Origin of the sequence: Lactobacillus huangpiensis, assembly GCF_019972815.1 — a bacterium.
Classification (GTDB): Bacteria; Bacillota; Bacilli; order Lactobacillales; family Lactobacillaceae; genus Lactobacillus; species Lactobacillus huangpiensis.
The window spans coordinates 1-16,369 of sequence record NZ_BPPA01000007.1; the positions used below are offsets into that span (position 1 = coordinate 1).

A 16,369-nucleotide genomic window follows, 5' to 3' on the forward strand; every position below is an offset into this window, starting at 1 on the left:
CCCGATCAAATATCGAAATCGTGCATTGAGTCTTGCGTAATATTAAAATGTCTAACTTTTTAGTTGCACTTCATTTTGCAATGTACCAATTTTTATGCCTGTTTTCTGTTCGGCTTCTAACCAACTAGAATATTTTTTGCCAGCAATTACTATTTGATGAGATTTAGTTGAATCAATTTTTATGCCTTTTTTATCTAAAAATTCAGTTAATGATGGACGATTAATAACCTTTTGATTACTTTGGTTGATCAAAAAATTATTAATACGTGAAATAGTTAGGCTTTTATCATTGGATGCAGCAACAACATTTTTAAAGCTTATTGTTTTACGTTCTTTGATTAATTTTTGAGCAGCTAAGATAATATCTTTTTCGACCTTTTTTTTTCGATTTTCACGTTCCGTCTGCAGATCAAATTCTTTAGCAAAATCATCAATACCTTTCCAGTACTTCATTATTTGATTAGCTGGGAAATGATCTTTATACATTTCTTTCCAAGTTGGCATACGATGATACTTCTCAATTTCTTTTCTGCCTTTATAAATGACCTCTTGTTTGCTAATAATTGAATTTCCAACAAAAGTAGCATTTATGTGACAGCTTTTTAAGGCAGCCCTCCATGATCCACCTAATCTTCTGGCTGCAGTACGTGAATGTTCATATTGATTTTCTTTAGGAGGATAACCTAGTCTATGATATAAGTCTTGAATTTCTGAAATCAGTTGTATGGTTGAAATTCCACGATCACAGTGTTTGATTACACCTACCTTGTAGTCATCCATTGACTGTAAAAAGTAACGATATAAGCCATATTTTTTGATAATAATGGTTTGAGAACTAGTAGATAAATCTTTCTTCAAAGGAATTCTTTGAAGCTTTTCCTTTATTTCTTTATATTCCATAATAGCCGTATTTAAAGTCTTTTCTTCCATCTGTTTTTCCTTTCTAATTAGTCACAATTTAGCATTTGCTTTTTAGCTAGAATAAAATGTAAAAATTTTAAAAAAACTAAAAACAGGTGATGTATTATAATATTTTTAATATTTATCAAATAAAAAAGCCCAGTTATTTAAACTGGACTTTTTCTTTGAGCGAAAAAATTTTGATCTTGTGAATTGATCATAAACAAATATAATAAAATAATTACTAATTCTTCTAAAACAACAATAATTTGATTGAAAGATAAAATCAAAAAAATACAATAAATATTGATTTTATCCAATCATCTAATCTAAAACAACTTTTTTAAAGTCTTATCATAATAAAACCTCCATACTAAAAAAGATCAGTTATGCTGATCCTCACTTGTAGTATTCAATTTTCTTATTTAACTCAACGCAAAAAAGGCTTTAAGTACATACTTAAAACCTTAATTTTAGTTAGCGATAAACAATAAAAATATCTTACGATAGTGATAAACAATAGACGAATTTCAACAATGAAATTCAACACCAACGCTTAATGATAAATCAAAAAATCAAGCAAAATTAAATGAATAAAAATAAAATTTATTCACATGATTATTATACAAAATTTTTATCCAATAGTAACCCTAGATTATCTTGAAATATTATATCGTACTTGATAATATTCCAAGATTTTCCTACATATTAAAACTATCAGGATTTCCAAATTGGTCTTTTAAAACCTCTGACCAATTAGAAATATCATCAATATGATCGGGATATACACTTAATAAAGTTCCAAGTAATTGTATGAAATAATTTGAAACAGAGCGCTTTTCATCAGTGCTTACTCTAACTAACCGAGCAGGGCCATTAGCAGCTTCTGCAAATACGCAACGAATGTTAGAATAATTGATCTTTTCTTGAATAAGACTATCAATAGGTAGAACTTTTTTTTCTTTAACTGTATTTTTTTTTGTTAAATAGACTGTATTGGAGAAGGCATCCCATTTTTGGCTTGGATAAAAGAAATAATTAAGTTCTTCACCTTTAACATTTTCAAAGAACTTATTATAGAACTTAATTGCACCAGGTAACTGTTCTGGATATTTAGTATAAATTGCTTGATTTAATGATTTGAGACCTTTAAAAGTATCATCATAATTTGAATAAGTTAGAGATAAGAAATTGGTGTGTCTAGTACCCACGAAAAGGCAATGCCAATCATATGACTCATTCTGAATGTATTGTGCAACATCTATCACGTCTTGTTCCACTTTGTGTTCACTTAGAGACCTATCACAATCATAAGTGCCAAAAGTAGATAATCTTAATAATAAGGAATTAGTTTGGCTTCGCCAATCTGCACTCCTAAATAATAAATGTGTCCGCAACGTTCTTGCTTTTTTTTCAATAGCTTCCAAATATTTAATAGGATCCAAATTATAAGTACAACAAAAGCTAAAGACTAAATTAGCATATTCAGATATATTATTGAATGATGATTCGTAATACATAGTATTATTGTCATAATTTACAAATAAAGTATAATCAAGAATTTCATCATTCTTTTTTAGAGTCTTAAGACTAAGATTTAAATCCTCAAGTTCCTTTTCAATTGATTCAATTTTAGAAATATTCATATATTTACCGATGTGAGTAAAAGTATCAGTAAGCTGAATATAATCAAAATCTTCATTAATTTTCTCTACAGGATTTTTTCGATAGCAAATATCTTTAATGCCACTAGTTATTCTCTCAAATAGGTAATCTTTTTTAAATTGAGATTGTAGTAGCAAGTTAAAAATCAAATCTGATTGTCCCTGCATAGAATTACCACAAGTAAAATTGGATACAGCTTGGTCTTTATAATATACTGTGATTAATCCTGAGTAACAAGTTATATCATCTAATTTTTCTACCATGTTTTTAATTTCGTTAATTTTCATGTTGTTCTCCATCTGATCTATAATTAATTTCTGATTCACTTTCAATTGTACAAAAATTTATTTGCCCAAAACGAAAGTTAAACATCCAAGAATTATTAAATATTTATCTTTAAAAGCATAATTTTTTCGATGCTGAGAAGGCGATTTTAAGACCAAGTTCAGTTAATTTAATTAACAATGACACAGAATGCTTAAAAATAGCAAAAGAAAAAAGCCCTTTTTTGAATGAAAAGAGCCTTTATAAATTTAGAAAATTAAACTCTATTAAAGTTAATTTGATCTAGTAATGCTTCCTTACGTTCTTCTTCAAAACCTAAGTATCTGAAAGTCATTGCTTCGCTACTATGATTCAACAAGTGAGATACGAAACCAATATTATGTCCTGTCTGTTCGTAAATAATGAATGCTCCAGTCTTTCTCATAGTATGTGAACCAATCCAATCAACACCTAATTTAAGTCCAATTTTGTGACAGATACGATAATAAGTGTTCTCTGCAATCGGCTTATTTTCACCTAAGTATCTTGAACTTGGAAATAACCATTCACTAGATGCTAATTTTTTATAGGGATGCTTTTTTTCATAGTCTTGCAACCACTCATAGTAGTCTTCCAATACATCTCTTACTGGAGTGAGATATAGTCTGTTCTGCTTTTTTGTTTTCTTATCTTTGGTAAAGACTTCTTTTTTTACTCTGCCCCTCTTATCGAAAACTTGATCTTTTTTTAAAGCCAAAACATCACTTACTCTTAAGCACGTAACTTTACCTGTCTGAAAAATGGCATAGTTCCTTTCTCCCATTTCTCCTTCGCTTTTTAATTTGTCTAAAAACTTTTTTAGCATAATTGAGTCCGTAATTGGTCGTGTATCTTTATGTTTTCTCGGCATTTTTTGTTCCTTACTTTATGTTATCTTTTAAAGCCTTGCTATATGGTTATTTTAACGTATTAAGTAGAATAATTCTATTATATTTATTTATTCTACATAGTTAAATAGCTCAAAATTTTACTATCAGTAAGAATGCACCTTTTAGCATACTATGTAGAAAAAGTATCTTTTTCTACATAGTTTAAATTTGAAGATGTTTAATCAAAACAAAATATACGGCTAAGTTTATTAATTAATAGTCAAAAAAGATGAACTAGGCCTTAGAATCGCTCTCTCAGCATAACAAAAAACAGAAGCAAGGTATAAACTTACTTCTGTATATTTAATCTGTAGAAACCTTTTTCCGAAAAAGTACAATATCTTTTAAGTTATAAGGATCATAATCTTTTATAAAAATTGGTATAACCTTCCAAGGACTATTAACCAAACATAAATATTATTTTTCTTGCAAAATTGCATTAGTCAATAAAGATGAAAAATTCAATTTTAATTTTTTCGCTTTACGATCAGCCCACTGGGGAATGGTTAAAGTCTTTTTTACCAACTTATCGTTGTCTAAGTACTTTGATACATTTGCTCTAATCAAAGTTGCAAAAGAACCATCCGGGACTTTCAGCTTATCTATTTTTGAAGGAGAGTTAATTGAGTCACCACTTTCAATATAGTCCGCCAAAGTTAATCCTAGTGCTTCCTCAGCCATCTCAATTCCATAAGAAATATTATCAGTATTGATTCCAGTAAAAGCACCTTGAATGTCAGGAAATTCGATTAAATAACCGCCATTAGTTTCTGGTGTAAAAATTGCAGGATAAACTAAATAAAGCTTAGTTTTTTTACTCATAAAGCATTCTCCTTTGAAAAACGCAAAGTGATTAAATTATCAACTTTGCGTAAAATTTCAGGGCTTTTTAAGCCCTGCTTCCTTAAGAATTTTACGCTCAAGGCCATTACCAAGATCTTGATTGCCATGAATAGGTACCGTTATTCTTACACCATCTTTATATAAATGATGATGTGAGCCAGCAACTCGACGTTCAATCCAGCCATTTTCGAGTAATAGCTTGAGCATCTCCTTTCCTGTAAGTGGCATGTATACTTACCTCCTTACGTTTTTAATTGTAACACGTATTACACGTGTAAACAACAAATAAATTAGTTAGCGTCTTTTAGTCACTAGCCACTTCATTAATCCTAGAATACTAAAAAGCAGTTAGAGGGATGTTTACGTGCATCCATTGAATAGAGCCATCATTCAACCTAAGAGAAGTTGTCAAGAACTTTATAACTTAGCACAATACTTACCTAAGAAAAATTTTTCAAACCAGCTTTAGTCAAACGAAATATCATTAGAGCTTTACCGCAATTTAATTAATCGTTGGCGTCCTGGAACATACACCTTACCTGTTATCAGTCATTTACCATTTGAATTTATCTAACAGCAGGCTTAATTTGTTTTTAAAAACTATTAGGTAGTCGAAACAAAAAGAGAGCTTAAAGCTCTCTTTTTTACGTATTTAGACTTGCTGATATTAAGACGGTATGAATTCTATCCTATCCTTACCTTTTGCTTAGTTGCTTGGGCAATTTTACTCAATAACTTTGTGGAAGTATTCATTGAACCACTCTTTATCCGTACAATTGTTGATTGTGGCTTATCTATTAGTTTTGCAAATTCTCTTTGGCTTAAGCCAAGATTACTTCGTAAATTCCTTACCTGAACAGCAATTTCAAAATTTATATTATTTTGACTAACTTCTTTGGCAAATTCAGGATCACGCATACTACGTTCACGTGCATATTCATAAATTTTTACCTCTTTTCAAATTCAATCTTCTTTTCTTTGCCTTACTTATTTCTTTGATTGGTGTTTTTTGTCTTTTTTATTAAAACCATGTGTCATAACATAATGCCCATTTTTAAGTCGTAATTGTTTTAAGAACCTCTACGATAAAGAATATGAACTAACAAAGTTTGCTACCTTTAATAATTAAAATGGTATTATACTTCCTTTATAGCATCTTTATTATCATTTATAATAGACATATAAAGATTTGGAGATGAAACTACTTGGATGCAAAACAATATTCAAAATTAATTGATAAGGAATTACAAAATTTACCAATTTATGTGTTTTATTATTCACAACAACCTAATCTTTCTTTGACTACTGTTTACCAATATTGTCTAGCTGTCCAATTATTTAATATAGCCCAAATCTATTAATTATGCATACTCTCAAATATTTACTTATCAGTTATTGTGTCCTGACACATGAACTTGTTGGTTATTAATTTTTGATCTAAAATAAAAAGTTAGCTTGACAATCACTTATTTCATATAACTGACTTCCTTGTTAATGCACTTTTTCAACACATGGACCCTAAGTGTCCAATACTTTTCAAACAGATTTAAGCAAGGAAATAACGAAGCTGCCAATTTTTATAACGACGTTAATTACTATTAGGATAAAGCGTAAAAAATGCTTACAACTCAAACCCACTTTAGCACAAAACAAAAGTGGTAAAGGCAAAATTGAGCTAGCCTCATCTCCATCACTAACGTTAGAATGTTTATATATAAAAAATCATAATGAGACTAGTGTGCAAGAGAACCGTTTAACTGGTAAAGACCACACTGCTATCAAAACCTAATCAATAACCTAAGTGTGAAACTTGTGTTAACTATCATCAAAAAAATTTATACTTAATTCTTGACATACTTCATATTTTTACTTTTGATTTTCACTGTACTTAACAATTTAATCTTAAAGTTTTATTTTCAAGTACATAGTGTGTAAAATGTGCATGTTTAAATTCAATATCGTCATAATAATGAGCAACCTCAATCACTGTACAATCTAAATTTTGAATAATTTTATTTATTTTGTCCGACATTTTTGGATCTAAACTAGAAGTTGCTTCATCAATTAAAATAATTTTTTTATTAAAAAGAAGAGCTCTAGCAATTTCGATTCGCTGCCGTTGTCCACCAGATAAGTTTTTCCCACTTTCACCATAATATCTATTTAAAGCATCGTTACCTAGTTCATTAATCAATCCTACTTTTTCAAGAACAAATAAACAATCTTTAGTTGAGAAATCCTCGCCTAAAGTTAGATTAAAACGCAAAGTATCATTAAATAAGTTGGGATTTTGTCTTATATAAGCAATCCTACCAGATTCGAGAATATTGTTTATTTTACTATTCTTTTCCCTCAAATAAATTTTTCCGCTACTTGGTTTAATAGAACCCTGAATCAAATTAAGTATTGTCGATTTACCAACACCAGAAGCTCCTGTAATCAAAATTTTTTCTCCAAAAGTAATATTTAAATTCAAATTATTGATAATCTGTTTACCATTTGAGTACGTAAAATAAACATTTTCAAAACAAATTTTTGGCTTAATATCTTTCGATATTTTTTTAGGAGCTTTAAATTCAATCATATGTTCACTATAAGATTTTCGAATTTCTTGAGTAGTTTTTATCTTACTAAGATACTCTGAAACTGTTCCTAATGGACCTACGACTCTGTCACTAGCCATAAAAATACCAATCAAAGCTGCAGAAGATATCTTTCTTTGAATAACTAAAAGCAAGCCAATACCAATAGGTAAAATATAACTAACAACTGAAAGAATTGAAGCGACAAAAAAAGTAACAGCTTGCCAGTTATTCATAAGTAAATAAGAATTTTCGGATTCATTTAAATACTTATCTGTATCATTGTACATATACTTTTCAGCTAAATAAGTTTTGATAGTATTGGCTCCATTAAATAAATCAGTTACCTTACTTAAAAATCTACTACTATCTTCCTGCCACTTTGAAGAAGTGGCAGTTAATTTTTTACCAAAAATCTTTGGAGTTATCATAGGTAATAAAGAAAATAAAATAAACAAAATTCCAATAGGTATGCTTAAACTTAAAATATAAATTCCAGAGATTAATGCCATTAACAAAGACGCAAATACTTCAAACATCAGACTAAAGTAATCTGTTTCAACCAATTTAAAATCATTAAATATTTTTGAGACATTATCCGCAGTATCACTACTAAAAGTTGAAGTATTAATTTGCCCATAAATAAAATTACTTTTGAGCTTTACATTAAGCTTTTTTATTGCTAAATTTATTAACATTTTTCTTAAAGTCATTGAAAAATACACAATAGCCATTGCTGAAAAGCTTTTGACAGCATAAAACATTACTTCTAAAAATGTTGAGTTATGATTAAAATTTGCTATAGAAGAAAGTACCTGTGCCAAAACTACTCCATCAAATGATGAAATAATTGTTGTTATTATTATTGAAAATACGAGCCAATTAGGTAACCATCTAATTATGTTTTTTATTTTCATTTTTATCACCGTTGTATATTAAATTAATATATAATACTTAATTGATTGATATTCTATTTTTGGAAAACAAATACCAATACCACCACTTTTCAGGAGTCTTAACTATTATACTGTTTATCAGTCTGTGAATATTATTATTAATCTGTCCTACTGTCATATCTTTTATATTTATCTTGGAATAAAATCTTAATTCATAATGAGGAAAATCATCTATTCTTGTAAAAGTAACTGGTTGTATATTTGAATTATTTCGTTTAGCTAAGGCTGCTAATCCGTACGCTACGGGAAAGAAATTATCTAAATACTTAGTACGATACTTGGGTTTAGGACCTAATGTATATTCTGGAAATTCAAGTATATTTTTTGAATTTTTTAATAAATTATCCAACTTAAAAAGAGCATTAACTGGGTTAGATGTGTCTAAAACTTCTGTTATGTACTTTTTTAAGCTCGATAACATTACATCTAAAATGGACCGCATATGCTCCCCTTCATCACCATTAGCTAATGGAACATTTTGAATTCTTAAACTCGCCAATATTATTGGTATAGAATAAAAATCTCCCCAATGTGGACTAAAAATTATCGTATTTCCTCTCTTAATATCATTTAATTTTTCTTCATTTATAATAATTAAATTATTTTTTAGAAAACACTTTGTCTGAGAAAATAAATAAACAAATATAGCATCAGTTTCTTGAAACAAAATATAGTTAGCCCATTTTTTGCTCAGTGACTCTTGGTTTTTTAAATTAGTAAACTTCATGGCTTTACTTGCAATTGTCACAAGGTCTTGAATATTTTCTTTTTTTTCGTTTATTTCAATTTGTCTAATTAAAGAAATTTCTTTCCAAATCAAATCAAGTTGATTACTTTTTTTTAATACTTGGAAAAGACGTTGATCATCTAGATCACTCAAATACATAGAAAAATCATAAATCATTCTGTTGACTCTTTTCTTAAACAATCAAATCTTTTTCATTAACAATATTACCAATCATGTTTACATTTGTACTATGTCCACCTACTTGTACAATGGAATCTTCCGTACCTAAAAATTGTGCAATCGCATGTTCTAAATCTTCATGAATTTTTAGCTCTCCTCCTAATAGCCTACTACCAGACACAGATGTTCCATACTTGTCTATAGCAACTTTAGCAGCTTCTTTTACATTACTATCACCATTTAATCCCAAGTAGTTATATGTAGAATAATTTATATATGTTTTGCCTCCTTCATTTATATAATTAGTAGGCACTCCTTCATCCTAATAAAATATGGCACCTTATCTCCATACTTCTTTTGTATTTCGTCAAATTTAATTATTTCAGGAAATGAATTTATACTTGATACGTTTTTTTCATATTTTGATACATTAATACCTAATTCTTTCTGAATTATACTCCAAACCTCGCCTACGGTAATTTCCTCACTAAGTTCTTTATAATCAATGGATTTTTCAGATAATCCATATTCAAACTCAATTGTCTGAATTAAATCAATCATCATTAATGAGTCAAAATCCATATCAACAATTAACTTATCACTCTTTTTTATTGTTTCTTTATTTTCTCCAGATATCTCAGAAATTATATTGAGCAACTTACTGAATTCTTTTTCCATAGTTAAATCCCTTCTAAATAAATTTTATTTAACACAATGATTATAACATTTTTATTATTTATATTAATAACAGTTAATGTTAATTGTTAGCGTCAACTTTTTGTGTGTAATAAACTTTTAGCCCTTACCTGCTGCTAGTTGCAGGTTTCACTTTTTAAATTATTTGCTCAGATAGTTCTAATATTTTACCGCCATTAATAATTCTTTGATGCCAGTAATGTGTCTTAACTGCTTCGTCAAAGTTTGCTTGAAAATGCTCATAATACTACATTTTTTACCTTAAAGTGCTGATCTTCACGCTTAATTTGCTACTCTTTAATAATTTTTATTTACTTTTCAAGCAAATACTTAGTTATATTACCACTTATATGACCTTCACCGCTGATAAGTAGTAGTCTGCGTATTTAAAATAGCTTGCCAGTTGCCTAAGATATAAGTTTTGACCTTCTTTAACATCTCGATTTGGGTAATGTTAAAGCTCGATCACTATAACGCGTTTTAAAATATAATTCTACTTTGTCGCGTTGACTGTTTAAAGCCCCAAGTGATATAAACAATAAGTGGCGGCTATTTTAGTATTAACAGCAGCCTTACGACAATATTTCAATAAGTGAAAGCAATTTAAAACAAGCTTACAATTAGGTAATATTTAACCCTTTCTCTAATCCAAGGTGCATCATCACTAGAAAGATAAAATTGCTTTGCTTGTGGCACAGTACTTGATCTGGTTGGTTAGGCAGCCGTCGAGCTTTGAGGTGCACAATATTGGCGTAGCTGCTACATAAATAAATCATCAAATAATGCAATAAGCCTTTTTGCTTGTCTTCTTTCCCTTCTTTCGTCATCTTAGTAACTATCCTTATTTTAAAATTGAATTGTTTTTATTGTCCTATGCTATTAATTTAAGAAATAAGCTGTTTTCTGCTATTCAAAGTATCGAAAATTATGATGATGACTTATCACCTAATGATTAATCATAAACGTGTCCAACGCTTAATGCGTGAGAACAATTTAGGAGCTAATAAATATAATCTGAGAGCCGATAAATATGATTCTTCAAAGGGTCCACAAAATAAGAAAGCTAAGAATCGGTTCCATCAAAAGTTTAAGACTGATAGACCATATCAAAAGGTCGTAACTGATATTAGTGAATTTAGATATGGTAACATGACTATCCGTGATCGTGTATATTTATCGCCATTTAAGGACTTATTCAATGGTGAAATTATTAGTTATACGATCACCGATCGTCCATTAACAAGATATGTTCTAGAAGGATTAGAGGGAGTGTTTACTGCAAGACAAAAGCTATTAAATTATCGAATGATAATCCATAGTGATCAAGGAATTCAATATTAATCTAATCCATATCGACATGCTTTACGAAAACATAAAGTATTTCAAAGCATGTCACGAAGAGCTACATATCATGATAATGCAGCTATGGAAAGTTTCTTTCACATTATGAAAGTTGAAATGAATTATTTTACACATCACTTTGATACTAAGAAACAATTGGTTAAGGCAATGAAAGAATGGCTAAGTTATTACAATGAAGATAGAATTCGGCACAAACTAAAAGGCTTAACTCCGATTCAATATCGGAATCAAGCCTTAAGTAAAATGATATAAAACTAACGTCCAGTTTTAGGGGTTAGCTTCAGAATCTGCTGTTTTTATTATTTGATATTTTGAAAGCGATCAATGTCCCTAGATTGAATAACTGCAACAGTTCCTTTTTTAAATGATAATTCAAATTGATCTTTATTAGGTAAAAATTCATTCGAACTAAACGAGACAGGATTATTCCCGCTAAAATCTGTTAAATTATATTTAGCTCCCGTAATTTTTAAATTTTGAACAGCTGTTAATGGTATTACTCCAAAATATTTATAAGTTGGTAATTTTTCTATCAAATGTTGTCCGTTATTGTAGAATCTGATTGAATTTTGTTGGTCAATAAGTTCGATGCTTTCAGCAAACTGGTTAAATCCAGGTTTAAGAACCATAAATAAATTAGATAGAAAATGATCTAATCGCCCTCCAGTTGCTCCAAAAAGGCTTAAATGAGAAGCATGATAATCTATAAAAGCACATCTAATAACCATTTCAGCATCCGTCAAGTCTTTTTCTGGAAGAGAATACCTGATATCATTAACATTTTTTTCAATTGCAGCTAATTCATTTTTTTGCAATGAATCAAAATCTCCTTCAGCTAAATCGGCCTTTATACCCATTTCTTCTAAAAGATAAGTCCCACGATCAACTCCGATTATTAAATCGCCGTTTTTTTTGGCTGCTAAAAGCTGCTTTTTAAGATCATTAGGCCATAACTGTTTAGGAGCGCCTAGCAACGCCCATGCTTTCATTCTAATATACCTTTCAGTTCAGCAATTTGTTGTTCAACACTATTTTGACAAAAAAGGTATGATCCAGCTACAAAAATTTCTGCTCCTGCATCTTTAGCTTTTTTAGCAGTTTGTCCGTTGATTCCTCCATCAACTTCAATAGGAACTTTTCCATTTACTAAATTTGATGCTTCTTTAATTCTAGAAAGAGAATCTGGAATAAATTTTTGTCCACCAAAGCCAGGAAAAACTGTCATTAATAAAATTTGATCTATTTTAGAAATAAATTTGGAAAGTACAGATACGGAAGTATCAGGGTTAAGAACCACACCAGCTTTAACTTGATTTTCATTTAAATAATCTAACCAGTAATTTAGTTTCTCTTCAGTCATTGCTTCATAATGAAGCAACATTATTTGAGCACCGGCCTTAGTAAAAGCTGGTACCAAATCATCAGGATTGTTACTCATCAAGTGAATCTCGGCCACAATAGATGGAAAAGCTTTTTTGAAATCTGAAACAAGTTGTGGCCCAAAAGATAAATTAGGTACGAAATGCCCATCCATGATGTCAATGTGAAATCGGTTAATGCCTGCATTCACAGCTGTTTGAATGTCTTTTTCTAAATTTAAGTTATTAATATTTAGTATTGATGGTGCTATCACTGTATTCTCCTTACTTTAAATATTCTGGTAATTTGCCATTTTCTATTTCTTTGCGCAATAACAAGTAATCATCATAGCGGCTTTTTTTTATTTCGCCTGTTTCAACTAGTTCTTTTACTCTGCACTTGGGTTCATTAAGATGTTGGCAACCACGGAATTTACAGAATTTACTTGCTCTTCTAAACTCAATAAAATAATTGCATAATTCATTTATTTTAATTGGAGTTAAATCAATTGCTGAAAACCCTGGTGTATCCGCAAGGTAACCCTTACCTAAAGGAAAGAGGTTTACTGTTCTTGTTGTGTGCTTGCCACGATTTAAGGAATTTGAAATAATCCCAGTTTCTTGGTGCAGACCACTTTTTAGTGAGTTAATTAAAGTTGATTTGCCCGCACCTGATTGGCCTGCTAAAGTCCATATCTGCTCGGAACCAATGTCATTAGGTAAATTACTTGCAACTTCTTTTTTACTATAATAGACCTTATAGCCTACTTCTTGATAATAATTCAAATTTTTTTGAATTTTATCTAGGTCGGATATACCAACTAAATCTCTTTTCGATAAAAAAATACTTACAGCAATGTTTTTCCAAGAAAAATAAGTTAGAAAGCGATCTAGCAATTGTAATGAAAAATCTGGTTGTACAGCAGACATTACGAGTAAAATTTGAGTCACATTGGCTACAGCAGGACGACCAATCAGGTTTTGGCGAGGCAACACTGCAACCAAATAACTTGTGCCTTGATCATCAATTTGAATCTTAACGTGATCACCAACAGTAGGTTTTAAATTATTTTTACGGAAAACCCCTCTGGCACGGGTTCTTATTGTATCAGTGCTCGTCTGAACGTCATAAAAGCCAGCAATCAGACCAGTAACAATTCCCTGATCTTCTTTAATCATTTTTGACCTTCTCATTCAAAATTGTCTGCCCGTCACGCACTACTTTCAGCTGACCAGGACCATCCTTAAGTTCAAATGGTATTGAAAAATTCATATCTTTTTTAATGTAAAGATCCCGATAAATATTGTTAATTGAATGATTATCATCTGAAACATAAATTTGAACATGATTCCCCCGCTTGTCATCTGAATCATCTTCATCATTATCTTCATAACTAACTGTGAAGTTTTTTATAGCTGTTAGATCACGCTCTTTTTTTGCGCCTTCAGAAACATTAACTGAAATTGTACTTCCCTTTGGTACTTTAGTACCAGCTGCCGGACTCATTGAAATAATCATACCCTTTTTAACTTTATTTGAATACGCAGAACTGACTTGCAAAGTTAAACCATGCTTATGTGCAAATTCTTGCGCTTCCTTCAATGAATAATTAGTTAGATCCGGTAATTTAGTCATATGATCTTTTGCGCGATGATTCTTTCCTTTTGACACAGTTAAAGTAATGGTTGTTTGGTCTGGCTTTACCTCCACATCAGCTGCAACACTTTGAGAAATAACATGATCAGGTGGAACGTTATAAGAAAATTGGTTTTCGCGAATTATTTCAAAGCCCAATTTTTCTAGCTTGTGTACTGCTATTTCATATTCGTCTCCAGTGACATCAGGTACTCTTACCATACCTGCTCCATCTGATATATAAAGATCAATGTATCTGCCTCGTTTTATTTCTACTCCTGCAGTAGGTGAAGTTTCAATTACTTTACCACGATCTATACTGTCAGAACTCCGGTGTTTTATTTTGCCTACTTTCAAGCCTACCATCTCAAGCCTATTTCTTGCGCTTCTTTCGCTCATATTTGTAACGTCTGGAATACGTACATCTTTATGATTGTTGCTGTTTAAAACAAAAAACATTAATCCAACGATTAAAACCGCAGCAATTCCAACAAAAAGCCACCACCATTTATGTTTACGCAAAGCCTGTGTAAAACTGGAATGATTTACTTTGGACTTATCACCTGATTCATCATTCTGTGTTCTGCTTTCTTCATCTAATCTATTGCTATTTGGATCAGATTTGAAATTAGGTAATATAATGGTTTCGTCATCATTATTCCCATGAGTTGGCTTAAAAACCGGTTCATTAGCCCTACCTGGCTCTAAACTACTGTCGAGATCATCTTTCATTTCTTTGGCTGAATCATATCTGTCACGTGGATCTTTAGCAGTAGCTTTTAAAACAACATTTTCTAAAGATTGGGGAATGTTTGGATCTTGTTTTCGTATCGAGGGAATTGGCTCTTGTGCGTGTTTTAAAGCAATTGAAACAGCTGAATCTCCGTTAAATGGAACATGACCAGTAATTAATTCATATAGAATTATGCCTAAAGAATAAATATCAGACTGCTTGGTGACGAGTCCTCCCCTCGTTTGCTCAGGAGACATGTAATGGACAGAACCAATCGCTGAGTTAGTTTGGGTAACTGAATTCTGATTAAGAGCCACAGCAATGCCAAAATCGGCAATTTTTATATTTCCATGCTTATCCATTAAAATATTTTGCGGTTTTAGATCTCTGTGAATAACATTATGTTTATGAGCCAGGGACATTGCACTTAGTATTTGGTCCATAATGCGGATAATATCTCCTAAATGCAAAGGAGAATTTGCTCTAATATAGTCTTTTAAATCTGGTCCATCGACATATTCCATTACCATGTATGGCAGTCCATGATCAGTGCCAACATCAAGAACCATTACTATATTAGGATGGCTCAGTTCGCTCGTTGCCAGTGCTTCTCTTTGAAAACGAGCCAAAGTTTGCGGTTCTTTTTGCAAATCAAGTCGCAAAATTTTAACCGCAACTTTTCGCTGTAAAATTATGTCTTCAGCAAGATAAACATTTGCCATGCCACCTTCACCCAAAGTATCGATTATACGGTAACGATCGCCTAACAAATAGCCCTTATTTATCATTTACCGTCACCGCCTTCGTTTAGAATTAAGCAAGCAGTAATATTATCCTCACCACCTAAGCGGTTAGCTTCATCAATCAATTTTTGACACCGATTCTTTAATGATAAATCTTTTGTAGCAAGAATTTGCTGAATCTGTGGGTCACTTAATGAGTTTGTTAACCCATCGGTACAAAGCAAAATAATATCGTTATCATTTAAAGTTACTTGTTTAAACTCTGGATCAATTGTACTAGAAACCCCCAGTGATTGAGTAATAATATTTTTTTGAGGGTGATTTCTAGCCTGTTGCTTCGTAATTTGTCCTAATTTTACTAACTCATTAACAAGGGAATGATCTTCAACTAACTGGATGAATTTACCATCAGAGTAACCATATGCTCTTGAATCCCCGAGATGTGCAATTAAAGCTTCGTTGTTAAAAATAGCAGCCAGGACAATAGTGGTACCCATACCATTTAGATCTGGAAAGCGATCTGCAGTTCTTAATATAGTTTCATTTTCATTACTTAGCTGGACGTTTAGCCACTTGCGTGCGCTGTCAGAATCGTAAAAGTCAGTAACGCCAAAATTATGACCCAAATGACTTACAGCCATAGTTGAGGCTACATCACCTCCCTGATGTCCACCCATACCATCACAAACTATGGCCAACAATGCGTTCCTTTTATTTTTGAAAACCTGGACAGAATCCTGATTACTCTTGCGTATTCGCCCGATACTAGATGCAAATGCTGTTCTAATCAAAACT

The 16,369-nt window shown here is 31.1% G+C and carries 18 protein-coding genes; 2 read left to right on the forward strand and 16 right to left on the reverse strand.

The genetic code is table 11. The features are described from left to right. Window positions 1-51 precede the first annotated feature (51 nt). The 11 genes from LDM90_RS06600 to LDM90_RS06650 form a co-directional block, all read right to left on the reverse strand. Complete coding sequence (locus LDM90_RS06600; RefSeq protein ID WP_034981263.1) at window positions 52-930, reverse strand: homing endonuclease associated repeat-containing protein; 879 nt, start codon at window positions 928-930, stop codon at window positions 52-54. 671 nt (window positions 931-1,601) lie between these two features. Continuing rightward, the gene (locus LDM90_RS06605; RefSeq protein ID WP_034981266.1) at window positions 1,602-2,852 is read right to left on the reverse strand and encodes a hypothetical protein; all 1,251 of its coding nucleotides are present in this window, start codon (window positions 2,850-2,852) and stop codon (window positions 1,602-1,604) included. Between the two features lie 254 nt (window positions 2,853-3,106). After that, on the reverse strand, window positions 3,107-3,739 hold the full coding sequence (locus LDM90_RS06610) for a tyrosine-type recombinase/integrase (protein ID WP_122052530.1): 633 nt from the start codon (window positions 3,737-3,739) through the stop codon (window positions 3,107-3,109). A gap of 436 nt (window positions 3,740-4,175) precedes the next feature. Continuing rightward, window positions 4,176-4,580, reverse strand: coding sequence for a type II toxin-antitoxin system HicB family antitoxin (locus LDM90_RS06615; RefSeq protein ID WP_034981271.1), 405 nt, complete (start codon window positions 4,578-4,580; stop codon window positions 4,176-4,178). Window positions 4,581-4,637: 57 nt separating this feature from the next. Further along, window positions 4,638-4,829 (reverse strand): type II toxin-antitoxin system HicA family toxin, encoded by a 192-nt coding sequence (locus LDM90_RS06620; RefSeq protein WP_034981274.1) that lies wholly within the window; start codon window positions 4,827-4,829, stop codon window positions 4,638-4,640. A 456-nt stretch (window positions 4,830-5,285) separates the two neighbouring features. Next, window positions 5,286-5,519 (reverse strand): helix-turn-helix domain-containing protein, encoded by a 234-nt coding sequence (locus tag LDM90_RS06625; RefSeq protein WP_052060372.1) that lies wholly within the window; start codon window positions 5,517-5,519, stop codon window positions 5,286-5,288. A gap of 970 nt (window positions 5,520-6,489) precedes the next feature. Then, window positions 6,490-8,100, reverse strand: a complete 1,611-nt coding sequence (locus LDM90_RS06630; protein ID WP_081945380.1) for an ATP-binding cassette domain-containing protein — start codon at window positions 8,098-8,100, stop codon at window positions 6,490-6,492. Between the two features lie 37 nt (window positions 8,101-8,137). Then, complete coding sequence (locus LDM90_RS06635) at window positions 8,138-9,043, reverse strand: LpxL/LpxP family acyltransferase (protein WP_034981289.1); 906 nt, start codon at window positions 9,041-9,043, stop codon at window positions 8,138-8,140. A 16-nt stretch (window positions 9,044-9,059) separates the two neighbouring features. After that, window positions 9,060-9,359 (reverse strand): aminotransferase class I/II-fold pyridoxal phosphate-dependent enzyme, encoded by a 300-nt coding sequence (locus tag LDM90_RS06640; RefSeq protein WP_223897044.1) that lies wholly within the window; start codon window positions 9,357-9,359, stop codon window positions 9,060-9,062. Further along, window positions 9,341-9,724, reverse strand: coding sequence for an acyl carrier protein (locus LDM90_RS06645; protein WP_052059689.1), 384 nt, complete (start codon window positions 9,722-9,724; stop codon window positions 9,341-9,343). Before LDM90_RS06645 ends, LDM90_RS06640 begins: the two co-directional genes overlap by 19 nt. A gap of 638 nt (window positions 9,725-10,362) precedes the next feature. Beyond that, window positions 10,363-10,569 (reverse strand): hypothetical protein, encoded by a 207-nt coding sequence (locus LDM90_RS06650; RefSeq protein WP_038524448.1) that lies wholly within the window; start codon window positions 10,567-10,569, stop codon window positions 10,363-10,365. Window positions 10,570-10,690: 121 nt separating this feature from the next. Between LDM90_RS06650 and LDM90_RS06655 the strand changes: the two genes are divergently transcribed. Both LDM90_RS06655 and LDM90_RS06660 read left to right on the forward strand, forming a co-directional pair. Further along, window positions 10,691-11,083, forward strand: a complete 393-nt coding sequence (locus LDM90_RS06655) for a DDE-type integrase/transposase/recombinase (protein WP_152560586.1) — start codon at window positions 10,691-10,693, stop codon at window positions 11,081-11,083. Window positions 11,084-11,131: 48 nt separating this feature from the next. Continuing rightward, window positions 11,132-11,356, forward strand: coding sequence for an IS3 family transposase (locus LDM90_RS06660; protein ID WP_081945382.1), 225 nt, complete (start codon window positions 11,132-11,134; stop codon window positions 11,354-11,356). Between the two features lie 47 nt (window positions 11,357-11,403). Here LDM90_RS06660 and LDM90_RS06665 read toward each other — a convergent pair whose 3' ends face one another. The 5 genes from LDM90_RS06665 to LDM90_RS06685 are packed head-to-tail and all read right to left on the reverse strand — an operon-like array spanning window position 11,404 to window position 16,365. After that, window positions 11,404-12,093 (reverse strand): thiamine diphosphokinase, encoded by a 690-nt coding sequence (locus LDM90_RS06665; RefSeq protein WP_109586432.1) that lies wholly within the window; start codon window positions 12,091-12,093, stop codon window positions 11,404-11,406. Beyond that, complete coding sequence (rpe, locus tag LDM90_RS06670) at window positions 12,090-12,737, reverse strand: ribulose-phosphate 3-epimerase (protein WP_187155159.1); 648 nt, start codon at window positions 12,735-12,737, stop codon at window positions 12,090-12,092. The genes LDM90_RS06665 and rpe overlap by 4 nt, the downstream gene beginning before the upstream one ends. Window positions 12,738-12,747: 10 nt before the next feature. Next, window positions 12,748-13,638, reverse strand: a complete 891-nt coding sequence (gene rsgA / locus LDM90_RS06675; RefSeq protein ID WP_373307191.1) for a ribosome small subunit-dependent GTPase A — start codon at window positions 13,636-13,638, stop codon at window positions 12,748-12,750. Continuing rightward, on the reverse strand, window positions 13,634-15,619 hold the full coding sequence (pknB, locus tag LDM90_RS06680; RefSeq protein WP_187155161.1) for a Stk1 family PASTA domain-containing Ser/Thr kinase: 1,986 nt from the start codon (window positions 15,617-15,619) through the stop codon (window positions 13,634-13,636). Before pknB ends, rsgA begins: the two co-directional genes overlap by 5 nt. Next, complete coding sequence (locus tag LDM90_RS06685; protein WP_034981301.1) at window positions 15,616-16,365, reverse strand: Stp1/IreP family PP2C-type Ser/Thr phosphatase; 750 nt, start codon at window positions 16,363-16,365, stop codon at window positions 15,616-15,618. Before LDM90_RS06685 ends, pknB begins: the two co-directional genes overlap by 4 nt. Window positions 16,366-16,369 lie beyond the last annotated feature (4 nt).